12 protein-coding genes are annotated in these 12,168 nt (G+C 33.3%); all 12 read right to left on the bottom strand.

Features of this window, described 5'->3' with window-relative positions; all coding sequences use genetic code 11:
* Window positions 1-20: 20 nt before the first annotated feature.
* Window positions 21-1,445 (bottom strand): oligosaccharide flippase family protein, encoded by a 1,425-nt coding sequence (locus tag PEPE_RS02805; RefSeq protein WP_011673161.1) that lies wholly within the window; start codon window positions 1,443-1,445, stop codon window positions 21-23.
* A gap of 28 nt (window positions 1,446-1,473) precedes the next feature.
* Window positions 1,474-2,592: a UDP-galactopyranose mutase gene (gene glf / locus PEPE_RS02800; protein WP_011673160.1), complete on the bottom strand. Its 1,119-nt coding sequence runs from the start codon at window positions 2,590-2,592 to the stop codon at window positions 1,474-1,476.
* A gap of 58 nt (window positions 2,593-2,650) precedes the next feature.
* On the bottom strand, window positions 2,651-3,814 hold the full coding sequence (locus PEPE_RS02795; RefSeq protein ID WP_011673159.1) for a hypothetical protein: 1,164 nt from the start codon (window positions 3,812-3,814) through the stop codon (window positions 2,651-2,653).
* A 141-nt stretch (window positions 3,815-3,955) separates the two neighbouring features.
* Window positions 3,956-4,972 carry a sugar transferase gene (locus PEPE_RS02790; RefSeq protein WP_011673158.1) on the bottom strand — a complete coding sequence of 339 codons (1,017 nt, stop codon included), beginning with the start codon at window positions 4,970-4,972 and terminating at the stop codon, window positions 3,956-3,958.
* A 38-nt stretch (window positions 4,973-5,010) separates the two neighbouring features.
* Window positions 5,011-6,009: a stealth family protein gene (locus tag PEPE_RS02785; protein ID WP_011673157.1), complete on the bottom strand. Its 999-nt coding sequence runs from the start codon at window positions 6,007-6,009 to the stop codon at window positions 5,011-5,013.
* A gap of 2 nt (window positions 6,010-6,011) precedes the next feature.
* Window positions 6,012-7,124, bottom strand: a complete 1,113-nt coding sequence (locus PEPE_RS02780) for a glycosyltransferase (protein WP_011673156.1) — start codon at window positions 7,122-7,124, stop codon at window positions 6,012-6,014.
* A gap of 49 nt (window positions 7,125-7,173) precedes the next feature.
* Entirely contained in the window at window positions 7,174-7,956 is a 783-nt protein-coding gene (locus PEPE_RS02775; protein ID WP_011673155.1) for a DUF4422 domain-containing protein, read from the bottom strand.
* Between the two features lie 28 nt (window positions 7,957-7,984).
* Entirely contained in the window at window positions 7,985-8,650 is a 666-nt protein-coding gene (locus PEPE_RS02770) for a sugar transferase (protein ID WP_041526956.1), read from the bottom strand.
* Window positions 8,650-9,438: a tyrosine-protein phosphatase gene (locus PEPE_RS02765; RefSeq protein ID WP_041526989.1), complete on the bottom strand. Its 789-nt coding sequence runs from the start codon at window positions 9,436-9,438 to the stop codon at window positions 8,650-8,652. Before PEPE_RS02765 ends, PEPE_RS02770 begins: the two co-directional genes overlap by 1 nt.
* Before the next feature lie 2 nt (window positions 9,439-9,440).
* Window positions 9,441-10,172 (bottom strand): CpsD/CapB family tyrosine-protein kinase, encoded by a 732-nt coding sequence (locus PEPE_RS02760; RefSeq protein WP_011673152.1) that lies wholly within the window; start codon window positions 10,170-10,172, stop codon window positions 9,441-9,443.
* A gap of 9 nt (window positions 10,173-10,181) precedes the next feature.
* Entirely contained in the window at window positions 10,182-10,967 is a 786-nt protein-coding gene (locus PEPE_RS02755) for a YveK family protein (protein WP_011673151.1), read from the bottom strand.
* A 15-nt stretch (window positions 10,968-10,982) separates the two neighbouring features.
* Window positions 10,983-12,110 (bottom strand): serine hydrolase domain-containing protein, encoded by a 1,128-nt coding sequence (locus PEPE_RS02750; RefSeq protein WP_011673150.1) that lies wholly within the window; start codon window positions 12,108-12,110, stop codon window positions 10,983-10,985.
* Window positions 12,111-12,168 lie beyond the last annotated feature (58 nt).

The raw sequence follows: 12,168 nt of genomic DNA, 5'->3' as shown, positions 1-12,168 counted from the left end.
ACCCACCCTTTTTAAACAATTTAATGTTTATTTTTACTTATAAAATTAGTTATAACCTTAATAAAGGGTACTTTTAAAATCCAACATAGTCCAGCGTACACTATTACTCCGGCTAAAACTTCTACTAACAATAATAAAAATGTCATTCTTAATAGATCATTCAAAAACCTTACTACTAAAAACATAACTAAACCTGCCAGTAAGTATTTCCAAAATCCTTGAAATAATTTGCGTATATTTATTTGTCTTCTAATAAAATACAATTGCAAACTTGTAGAAGTGATTTCCGAAGCAACAGTAGCAATTGTTGCCCCCATAACACCCATACTATAAATGAGTGGGACATTTAACACCAAATTAACTACTGCACTCGCACTTACAGCATATGTATATTTTCTAATTTGATTAGTAGGAATTAAGTATTGATTTCCAATCATAACGCCCCAACCAATCAAAAAAATAACAATAGCTTCAACTGTCATTAATTTACCAGTTATCGAGAATTCACTCCCCATAAACCATACAGAGAATTTAGGAGCAACTGCCGCTAATCCAAATGACAATGGGATTGAAATAAAGTTAATAAAATCACCAGATGTATACATGTATTCATGTAATTTTTTATAATCTTTATTTGCAAAAATACTTGCCATCCTTGGTAACATAACTGTACCGATTGAAGTTACTATAGCAAGGACAATCTTCACAATACGATCTGAATATTCAAAATAACCTGCGCTTCGTACTCCACTGATGCTACCCAGCATAGTTTTATTCAAAATCAAATAAATTTGGATCGCTATCTGTGGGATAAAAAGTGCCACTGATGGTTTAATATGCTTGAGTAATTTAAGCTGTTTAAAATCAGGTTTTTTGATATATTTCTTTAAATAGCCCCATAAAGATAGATTTCCGAATAATAGAGAGAGACTAAGTATTAATATATAGATGCCGATATCATTTGTGTCTTTAACCATCGTAAAAATGCAGATTAGAGATATTATCTTTACTACAAAGTTTCTAATAACAGTTATTTTGAAATTTTCAAGACCCATAAAAAACCAAGATATATCAAAAGCTGCTGCTATAATTTGATAAGATTGAGCAATGAAATATGAATGGTATTGGGTTGTTAAGTTTAAATATATTATAAACGCCATATATGCAATGAAAATTGTAACAAACCTTAAAATAGATATCTCCCAAAAAGTTTTACTTAATTCCCTTTCATCATCTCTACAATACGCTATTTGCCTATTACCATAAGTACTAATTCCAATACTTCCAAATAATATAAAATATTGAATAATTGAATTAGTATAAGCATTAATTCCTACACCCTCACTGCCTAACACTCTAGAGATATAAGGCGTTGTTATCAAAGGAACTAATAGAATAAACACTTGATAAGTCATATTAAAAAGAAAGTTTTTTACTATTTTCATTGTATTTCACAGTTCCTTTTCCAAGTGCTTATTTATCAAATTCATGTTCAACAGTTTGTAAAGCTGCCATAATCGTTTGATCCATATTGTAGTAACGATATTGACCTAAACGTCCACCAAATAGCACGCTAGGTGCTTTAGCTCGAGCTAATTCAACATACTTTGTATAGAGTTCTTTATTACGTTTGTTGTTAATTGGGTAGTATGGTTCATCGCCACGTTTCCAAGTTTTTGGATATTCATGAGTAACTACGGTCTTATTCTTGTTACCTTTACCAAATTCAAAGTGTTTATGTTCAATAACACGTGTATATGGTGTTTCAGCGTCTGTATAGTTAATTACAGCGTTGCCTTGATAATCATCTACATCTTTTACTTCAGTTTCAAAGCGGAGACTACGATATTCAAGTTCGCCTAATTCATAGTCAAAAAATTGATCAATCATACCTGTAAAGATAATCTTTGCTCCAGAATTAATATATTCTTCTTTATGATCAAAGAAATCAACACCAGTCTCAACTTCAATTAGTTCGTGGTCTAACATCTTCTCAATAATTTGAGTATATCCACCTACTGGAATACCTTGATATGGATCATTGAAGTAGTTGTTGTCGTATGTAAAACGTACTGGTAAACGACGGATAATGAATGAAGGTAAATCAGTTGCAGCTTGCCCCCATTGCTTTTCTGTATAACCCTTAACTAATTTTTGATAAACATCAGGACCAACTAAAGAAATTGCTTGTTCTTCTAAGTTAGCTGGTTTGCCATTAAGCTTAACACTCTTCTTTTGTTCCTCAATTTTAGCCTTAGCTTCATCTGGTGTAATCACACCCCAAAGCTTATTAAATGTGTACATGTTAAATGGCATACTGTAGATTTCACCATTATAATTGGCGACTACTGTATTAATGTAGTTATTAAATTCAGCAAATTGATTCACATAATCCCAAACATTTTTCATGCTGGTATGGAAGATGTGTGCCCCATATTGATGTACTTGAATTCCTTCAACTTCTTTAGTGTAAATATTTCCTGCGACGTGGTCGCGTTTTTCGATCACTTTAACCTTGTGTCCTCGTTTTGCTGCTTCGTGAGCAAATACGGAACCAAAGAGTCCTGATCCAACTACTAGATATTCTTGCATTATACTTCCAACTTTCTTTTAATATGGCCAACAAATCGGCTATAATTATATTTTTTTATTATTCAATATCTTCCAGTCCGTTCAATCCATCCGAATTAAACAGAGTTGCGAACATTATAAGAAAAGTATTATAGAATGGCTCAATATATTCTGGGTCCAGTACTCCATTCAATAGGACTAGAAGAAAAGACATTATTAAGATAGTATTTCCTGTTTTAAGTAATCTTTTTTGAAATAAAACCGTTATAACTAAGAACACGATTAATGAAATCATCCCAAATCTAAGTAGATACTGCAAAAAAGAGCTATCAACAAACAAATAATTAAACCCAATTACGTCACGACTAGAATTAAATAGAATTTTCTTACCAAATAAATGTATACCAAATTGACTTATAGCGCTGTACCCAAGTGAGATTCTTCCCGATAATAAATCATCTAGATTATAATATTTGGGATAATTGGCACTTAACCAGTACATACTAAAAGTGACTATAGGAGCACTTAATAAATAGAAAAATTTAAAAAATACATTTTTTACTATATTAATCGATATTAATTTAATTAGTACCAAAAATACCAAGTATACAGTAATCAATATAAAAGGACTTCTAGTATTAGTATAAAAATATAACAAGATATTTATTAACTCTAAACCGACTACCTCAAACAATGTAATTTTTTTATTTCTCAATATCGTGTAAAAAGAAACTATATATAAAAAGCCATGTACAGGCCACGTAGACCATCCAAATCCTAAAGCATCTCTAACATGTGTGTATCTGTAACTAACAGAATTCGCAATAATACCTAGTTTTGAAAGTATTATACTTCCACCATAATATACAGTTTGAAAAATAATAACATATTTTAAAAAATGTCTAAAATTAATTTTTTTAGCTGCAAATATAAAAACACAGAGTTCCCACCAGATACCTACTCCACCTAGGAAACCATTATTTACAAATATAAATAATAATATAGCTACACCTAAAACAAGCCTTTTTATTGGAAATTTCTCTCTGAAATCAGTAAATATTATTAAACAAGCAATTGCTATTCCAATATATTTTAGAACCTTAATTAGAGGACTTGTACTTCCTTCATACTGCTGTAGACGTAATATAAGGTATGGGAACAGCCATACTAAATATCCCACAGTGTATAAATAAGTTTTAGCATAAGATCCATGTTCAGGAACATCTTTAATTTTTTCTTTCATAACTGACACCTACAGACTTATTCTATTTTTCATTAAATTGTCCGAAAACACTGTGATTATGGAGGTTTCTCGTCTTATAAAAAACATTTCCATATCTAATTTTGTTTTATTAATCTTATTTAAAGCAATCTATTGAGAATACTATTTTTCAATACTTTTAATTAAATTAATGGCTTTTTCAACTGCTTTAGTTGTAAAAGTACCTTTTCTAAGTTTCCTTGCCATCTTTTCAACATTAGAAACCATGTTAGTATATTTTTCCGCATTAATTTTAGATAGACTATCTTCTAAATCACCTAGCGAATCAATTGATATTCCCAATTTATTTTTAACAATAAATTCAGAAATAGCTGCCTTTTTCCAAACTATTACTGGCAACCCACTACTGAGGTAAAGTGAAACTTTATGTGGATTATTATATTTTGTATAATCTCCATAAATTCCAGTATTCGTTTCAATTGAGTTGCCATCCCAAATCAAACCAAAACTACCAGATAAATACTTTGGTAATTCATCTGGAGTCTTAACACCTTTATAAATAACATTGTGTGGATACAAATCGCTCGGATGAACTCCAAAAACTGTAATTTTCTTTTCTAGATTCCACTTCTCTAGAAAAGCTGATTTTTCTAAGTTTCCTGCAAAAATTAAATTAAGTTTGTTTTCTACTTTTACTAGTTCTTTATCATTTAGATAATCAAATATTTGCAAAGATACCATAGGTACTTTTACATCCTGCTCAACTAGCCATTCGCGCATCTTTTCATTGTGTACTATCAAACAGTTAAAACGACTAAGAATTGCCTTCTCTTCTGCAATTTTATTTTCGTCATTTTTATATAATCTAAGTGCTTCTAAATCATGTATTACACAAATTGTGCGAATTCCTTTTTTTTCGCATTTATTTAGAATTATTTTTGTTGCAAACCTACTGTACATCGGATATTGAATCACAAAAATGTCATTCTTTTTAAAATTGTTTAATTGCTTATTTATCATAAAATTCGTAGTAAACAATTTAATTAATTTAGACTCTCGCAATCTGATTTCTACACTTTTAAAACCTTGTTTATTTAGAATACTCGTAATATCTTTTTTGGCTTTATCACCAGCCGTATTTTTTTGTCCATTTGTTATTCTTAACACGTAATTAGCCATAATCACACTCTTTCTTTTGTCTATTTGATAAATAATTACTATAATTCAAATTTACTTTTCTCACTAAACTTTTCATTTAAAGTTGTCACTAATTTCCCCTTAACTCCCTCATAATCATCAAGTTCATCATTATCATTCAAACAAATAATTTTGCTATGACTACGTTGCAATTGTGTAACGACTTCGTCAATATTTTGGCTACTTAAATCGTATACTTTTCCTATATTATTCTGTAAATGATAATTTCCGGATGCTAATTGCCAATATCTCATTAACCAGTGACTAACATCATATGCTGTTCTGAATTTATTTTTACTAGTCGCAACAAGTTTTCCTTCACAATTACTCCATACAGTTTCAAAAGTTGTTTTATTATATGATATAGGTAAATGGCTATTCCAAAAACCAGCAAATTTACTAGAAGGCAATAATGCTAGTGTTCTCAATAATTTAATTCCAATTTTAGGATTAAAAACCTTAGTTAAATTTTTCTTATAAAAGTTCTTCTTCTCAAAAAATTCATTAATTATTTCCACATTATTAACCATAATGTGATCCACACTCCCCTTTGTAGCCATAATGGGACTTTCTACATATATATCCTTAGGGTAATTTTCATCAAAAAAATCTACTTTATCTACATAGCTATTAAGTATCGTATCATCATTAAAAAGAACAAATTTTTCACTTAAGTTCTTTATTTTATATGCATTTAATTCAATAGCATTTGAATTGAACGTTGGTAACCAATCCGCATCCATGATATCCCTATGATCAATTACCGTAAGTTTACTATTTCTAGTATCTAACCAATCAGGTACTTGATTATCGGTAATTAAATATATTTTATGTACCCAAGGTGCAAATTTTTCAACGGCTCTAAACCAAAACTTAAAAATATCAAAATCTCGGTATCTACTTTCGCTATTCATATTTTCATTCGATTCGTTTACTGGCAAGTATTTATTTTTCTTTTTTAGCCAGTCAGGGTCTCCCCCATTTACCCAAGTAACAATAAAATCTATATTATTATCCATCCTTAAGATAAATCTCCTAACAAAATTCTTTTAAATTGCTTGCTTGTATTCTCTATCGAAAAACCTTTTTTTTCAATTATTCTACAGTTTTGCTTTGACCTTCTCTCTCGATCGTTTATACTAGTTTTTTCAATTTCATCAATCCACTTGTTTATTTCACTCAAATTTAAACTAGTAACATCATTTGTAATTTTTGCTTCCTTAGGAATAGATGTTGATGAGAAACATTTTAGTCCATTGGCTTGCGCTTCTAACAAAGCAAAACCAAATCCTTCCGTTAACGAAGGAAAAAGAAAAAGATCAAAGACAGAATACCATTCATTTAAATTATCGACGACGCCCATTAATTTTATACGATGTTCTAATCCTTCATCCATAATTTTTTTTTCTAAATCCTTCTTTAGAACACCTTGCCCAAACATTAACAATATGTATTCTTTGTTAAGTTTCTTTAAACATTCAATCGCAAAATATGGATTTTTTCTTTTCTCTAAAGTTCCTACAAATCCAATTATTTTTTTTCCCTTATTTATTCCTATACTTTTGCGTAATTCTTCTCTTGGTCCTGGTTGATATTCAAAGTCTTTTAAATTTATCCCATTTTTTAAAATTTGAACATTCCTTTTTCCAAACATCCATTGTGCTGAATCTTCTGACACAGCCAATCTAATGTCCGAGCATCTACCTATTACAGTTCTTCCAGTAACGTTTAATACAGCAAGTACTTTTTTTTGTAGTCCTTTTGGTTGCTTACTATAATAATTATTATGACTTTGCACTATAATTTTTGCTTTAGATTTTAATTTTGCTAACAGTATAGCGATGAAATTCCATGGAGCGGAGTAATTGAAATGTATTTCATCGAAATCATTCCCATGAAGTTTGAAGAAATTGTTCCAATCTTTAAAGTGTTTAATTATATCCTGTGTAATAGGTGTCACTTCGAATTTTTCCCACTTTTTTTCTTCCAAAACAGTGTCAATATTATGTTGTCCCGAATATGATACACAACTAATTAAAAATTCATCTTTAGGAAGCGAACTATATATATTCAATAAATAGTTAGTAAGTCCGCTACCCTTTATGAAGTCACCTACTACTAATATTTTTTTCATTACTATCCTCACTCATAGTTTACCTTATATTTATAAATTAATTACATGATTAAAAATGCGTCTTCTTTCTATTCGTATCAGGCAAAAATTTCCTGCTAAGAAAGTTGACCGCCTTTTCTATAATTTTTCTATCTCCAATTTGAATCCAATTGGTTTCGATATACTTCTTATTATTGGTTTCTATCCATACGTCCAACAAAAGTTCAGAGATATAACCAAACACTCTTGCTTCCTGAACAGAATAGTCAGAAATATCTATATTTTTTTCAACTTCAAACAAAATATCAAATAACCAACTTGCATATTGTTTAAATTCTTTATTTTTCATAATAAACATATTAAACATGTGCGCCGATCTTCGCTTCATTACCGAATCAAAAGTATTTAGATATTTGGGATAGTTCTTTTGAATGACTTTTCTGGTTTCATCCAAAGGCTCTTTATGATGAGCATGTACATAATGTGAATAGTTAGTTTCGATATAATAATTTCTTTTTTTGGGAAGAATAATGGGAGCTTTATCCAACAGTGATTTAATATCATTTCTGTTAAGAATATTATCTAATTCTCGTTTTCTACTCATACTAAATAATCGTCGATAATGTACCAAACCAATAACATCAGCATCTAAATTTTTCCATGCCCAGTAAATAGCCGTTAATTCGTTATAATTAGGATTTTTATAAGAAATATTATCTCCTTGATCATCGCGTTGATATTCAATTCCATTCTTATAATTTTTTGTCGCTCCTACCAGTACTGGTAGATATAAATCTTTATCTGCTGGCATAGGGAACTTTTTATGTGCAGCAACTAATACTTGTATATCCACAGAAATCCACCTTTATTGTAAAAATAATTTAATATGCGCCATTTGGTTTGAATACAATTGCCACTGTTCTAAACAAAATACCAATATCGAATAGAACACCACTACGTTCAATGTACTCTAAATCAAGATTTACCATTCCTTCAAAATCGACATCATTTCTGGCAGTGACTTGCCAAAAACCTGTGCATCCTGGCTTAACGATTAAACGCTGCTTATCATATTCAGAATAATCTGCCACCTCTCGCTCCAATGGAGGACGTGGACCAACTAGTGACATCTCACCTTTTAAAACATTCCACAACTGTGGTAATTCATCTAAGCTATGTTTACGTGTGAAACGTCCTACTTTGGTAATTCGTGGATCTTCTTTCATCTTGAACATTGCACCTTCAACTTCATTTTGTTCAAGTAATTTTTCAAGTTTTTTATCAGCATCAACGATCATGGATCTAAATTTCCACATTTTAAAAGGCCGTTGACCTTTTCCCAATCTTACCTGTGAATAAAAGATTGGTCCCCGATCCTCGGCCTTGATGGCTAAGCTAACAATTAAAAAGACTGGGGATAACACAATTAAACCGATTACACTAGCTACGATATCTAGCATCCTCTTGAAAAAGCGATAAACGTATCGCTGATTTTGAGCTTGTTCATCTATTAAAACTTTCTTGTTTTCAACCATCTTAATCTCCATTAAAATAACCAGAATCTTTTCTTTTTTTTCTTTTTTGTAGAAGACATGTGCAGAATGCTTTCCGTCTTAATTGAATCCCCATTCACAATTGACTTAGCATTGTAGTTGAAAAGTTCGGCCTTCCGATCTGTCGTTTCTTTAGTTAATTTATTAAAAGCGTCTTGCATTAAAAAACGCCGTCCTTCAAAATTGTGTGCATCAGATGAAAAGACAAAGCCTAAACGCGCATCAATAATTTTTTGCGTTAATTGCTCTACCTTTTCTCCAAACACTCCCAGATAGCTACTACTGGTAAGTTGGGTTAAGCACCCCATCTCCACAAAGTCGTATAGCCGATCGGGATTTTTTTGAAAGCCATGATTGCGCTCTGGATGGGCAATTACCGGAGTGATTCCCCGAGCTAGCAATTCGAAAATTACCGTTTCCGTATATTCTGGAATTCCACTGTGAGGAAGTTCTAATAACAAATACTTCCCCCCCTCATCCATAAACAAGATATCGTCATTATCGATTGCATCTAACAGTTCTCCCGTCAAATGAACTTCTTGACCTGGAAAAACCGTCAAAGGAATTCCAGCAGCATCTAGTTCTTGTTGGAAAGCCGCTGTCTTACGAATTACGTCTGCTTTATGGTTCGTATACATGCCGTCCATGTGATGCGGAGTTAATAAAATATGTGTAATGTTTTGTTTAACTGCTTCACGAGCCATGTCGAGTGCCATTGGTAAATCTTTGGCACCGTCGTCGACACCTGGCAGTATATGACAATGTAAATCAATTAAATTCATCATTATTTATTATCCGTCCCATAATAACCACCATAGTAACCACCGTAATAACCTGTTGATTTTTCAGCGGTTGCTCGGTTTAAGATTGCCCCTAGAATGTTAGCTTGGACTGCTTCAAGTAATTGCTTAGCATGACGGACACCCGCTTTATCGGCAATTCCTTGCGGAACTACTAAAATCGTTCCATCCGCACGCGCTGCTAAAACTTGAGCGTCGGTTACTGTATTGACCGGTGGTGCATCAATAATCACGAGATCATAGTGATCGGTTAATTGGTCTAATAGGGCCGCCATCTTTCCTGAACCTAATAATTCCGATGGATTAGGTGGAATCGGTCCACTTGGCATTACCGAAAGATTATTAATGATTGTTTCATGGATAGCATTTTCCAAGCTACCAGTCTCCGCCAGGAGGTTGCTCAATCCGACCGCATTGCTGACACTAAAGGTACGATGTACAGTAGGACGACGCATATCCGCATCGACAATCAAAACGCGCTTGCCTTGATCCGCCCAAGTGACTGCCACATTGTTACTTACCGTCGACTTCCCTTCCGATGGTGCGGATGAAGTAAAGACAATTGATTTCAATGCCTTATCGACTGATGAAAATTGAATGTTAGTCCGCACCGTTCTAAATTGTTCTGCAATCGTGGAAGTCGGATCAGTAAAGGTAACTAATCCCACACCATTTTTAAGACTTTCGTTATCTAGCTTTTGTTTCTTCTTAAACATTTCGATTACCTATACCCTTCTCCGCATTCTAGATTGATCATCATCATCACTCATTGGTGCTCTAAGTTTTGGTGTGATTTTACGACGAATATCACTTTCGTTGATTTCACTAATAATTCCCAAACCTTTAAGGCCTAATTCATCGGTTAGGAATTCTTCAGAGGTAACGGTTCGATCACTAAATTCGCGTAAGAATGCTAATCCCATTCCTAAAAGTAAACCAACTGCCAAACCAGCCGCAATGTTTAACTTGGTCCTTGGACTAACTGGTTGGTCATCCGCAGTCGCTTTCGAAACGATCGAAACATTATTGATACTCATAATCTTAACTACTTTATTCTTAAAAGTTGTAGCTGTTTCGTTCGCCATCTTAGCTGCTGTATTAGGATTGGTACTTTTAGCGGTGATGGAGAAAACTTGAGAGTTTTGTTGACTATTAACTGAAAGTGAACCCTTTAAACTATCAACATCACCCTTTTCATAGCCAGGCTGACCTTGTAATTTAGTGTTAACTGTCTTCAAAACCGTGGGACTGGTAATGATATCTTTATATGTACTAATCATTTGAACATCGGCTTGAGTTTGTTGTAATTGGGCGCCCGCCATATCATCTGACAATTTACGGTTAACCAAAATTTGAGTCGTAGCACTGTACTTTGGTGTCATAACAAAAAAAGTCATAAAAGCGGCTAACAAAGTTACGATAAACGTACTAGCAAAAATTAATCCAATGTGTTTACGTAGTATCGACAAAATCTGACCGATACTAATTTGTTGTGATTCTACTGATTCCATGAGTTCCTCCAAGGTTTATTTTAGGTAATCAAACATATTTTTCGAAATTGATGACAGGTTATTTTCCCCATTGATGTAGTTACTAAATAGGAATGTTCCGGCCTGTTTCTTAAGATTCCATTCGATACGGTTTCTTCCGCCACTCACGCCTTGAGTGAGGCTCAAGGCATCCCCCTTGACCGCAAAGCCAGCTACATGACCACTAGCCTGACCGAAGACTTTATCTAAAGTCGAACTAGAAACATAATCACTATTAAATAGGTAGTTATACAGCTGAGCAATATCGGCTGGCGAGCTCACCAACTGGTCGCTACCCAAGCGGTTGAGTTCCGCTGTATCTAAAGTGGAGTTGCTTACCTTCGATGCTGAACCTACATCATCCACCCGATAGTAATCGACAGTCTTATTTTTCATTCCCCAAGCGGTATTGGAGAGCTCTAACTGATCAATCAAATCACTGACAACCGAATGATATGATTCGCCAGTAGCTTTTTCGATGATCGCCGCTTGTAAGATAGTATTGGCTCTAGAATCTGCAAACGTTCCTTGCATTGTCGAATCATAGATAGCATTTGCATTAACTTCTTTGACTAAGCTCTTAGTCTTACCACTACTAGCGATGGTATCCGCCGTAATCCCTGAAGCCTGATTCATCACATCGGCCACTTTCACGGATTCTGCTCCAGCAACTTCGCTGTCATATTTTGAAAGCTTATCAGTGAGCTTAACTTTGCCTGTATCGATTAAATGCATGATAATCCCAGCATTAATCGTATCTTGGATTTTCCCCACTAAAAATTGGCTATTCGCCGTCATTTCATTTTTAGCAGCATGGTTAGCATAGCCCCGTGAACTCGTAAGAATCTTCTTACCCGTCGCTAAGGCTGCTGAACCGTTATATTCACCATTATTTAAAATCGAATCTAAATTGGAACTCTTAGCAACTTTTAAAGTTGCTGAGTCTTCTACTGAAGAAGATGTGGTACTAGAACTACTTGAGGAATCATTACTTTTTCCCGTGTACTTTGCAATCATATGTGTAGCAAGTGAGTCCTTATTGACCAAGGTTACACCGAACCCTGCACCAGCAAAAACGGCTAACGAACCAACCGCCACTCCTAACCACGTTAGTGTTTTTTTCATACAGTATCTCTCCATTTTTAATAAGTCACAATTAAATCTATCATTTAATCTATAAATT

Origin of the sequence: Pediococcus pentosaceus ATCC 25745 (assembly GCF_000014505.1) — a bacterium.
Lineage (GTDB): Bacteria > Bacillota > Bacilli > Lactobacillales > Lactobacillaceae > Pediococcus > Pediococcus pentosaceus.
Note: the sequence above shows the minus strand (reverse complement) of the source record. Positions and strands in the feature narration are given on the sequence as shown.

What these genes read in the sequence shown, in the direction of transcription:
- PEPE_RS02805 (WP_011673161.1), bottom strand. Translation starts at nt 1,445, where the DNA reads ATGAAAATAGTAAAAAACTTTCTTTTTAATATGACTTATCAAGTGTTT.
- glf (WP_011673160.1), bottom strand. Translation starts at nt 2,592, where the DNA reads ATGCAAGAATATCTAGTAGTTGGATCAGGACTCTTTGGTTCCGTATTT.
- PEPE_RS02795 (WP_011673159.1), bottom strand. Translation starts at nt 3,814, where the DNA reads ATGAAAGAAAAAATTAAAGATGTTCCTGAACATGGATCTTATGCTAAA.
- PEPE_RS02790 (WP_011673158.1), bottom strand. Translation starts at nt 4,972, where the DNA reads ATGGCTAATTACGTGTTAAGAATAACAAATGGACAAAAAAATACGGCT.
- PEPE_RS02785 (WP_011673157.1), bottom strand. Translation starts at nt 6,009, where the DNA reads ATGGATAATAATATAGATTTTATTGTTACTTGGGTAAATGGGGGAGAC.
- PEPE_RS02780 (WP_011673156.1), bottom strand. Translation starts at nt 7,124, where the DNA reads ATGAAAAAAATATTAGTAGTAGGTGACTTCATAAAGGGTAGCGGACTT.
- PEPE_RS02770 (WP_041526956.1), bottom strand. Translation starts at nt 8,650, where the DNA reads ATGGAGATTAAGATGGTTGAAAACAAGAAAGTTTTAATAGATGAACAA.
- PEPE_RS02765 (WP_041526989.1), bottom strand. Translation starts at nt 9,438, where the DNA reads ATGAATTTAATTGATTTACATTGTCATATACTGCCAGGTGTCGACGAC.
- PEPE_RS02760 (WP_011673152.1), bottom strand. Translation starts at nt 10,172, where the DNA reads ATGTTTAAGAAGAAACAAAAGCTAGATAACGAAAGTCTTAAAAATGGT.
- PEPE_RS02755 (WP_011673151.1), bottom strand. Translation starts at nt 10,967, where the DNA reads ATGGAATCAGTAGAATCACAACAAATTAGTATCGGTCAGATTTTGTCG.
- PEPE_RS02750 (WP_011673150.1), bottom strand. Translation starts at nt 12,110, where the DNA reads ATGAAAAAAACACTAACGTGGTTAGGAGTGGCGGTTGGTTCGTTAGCC.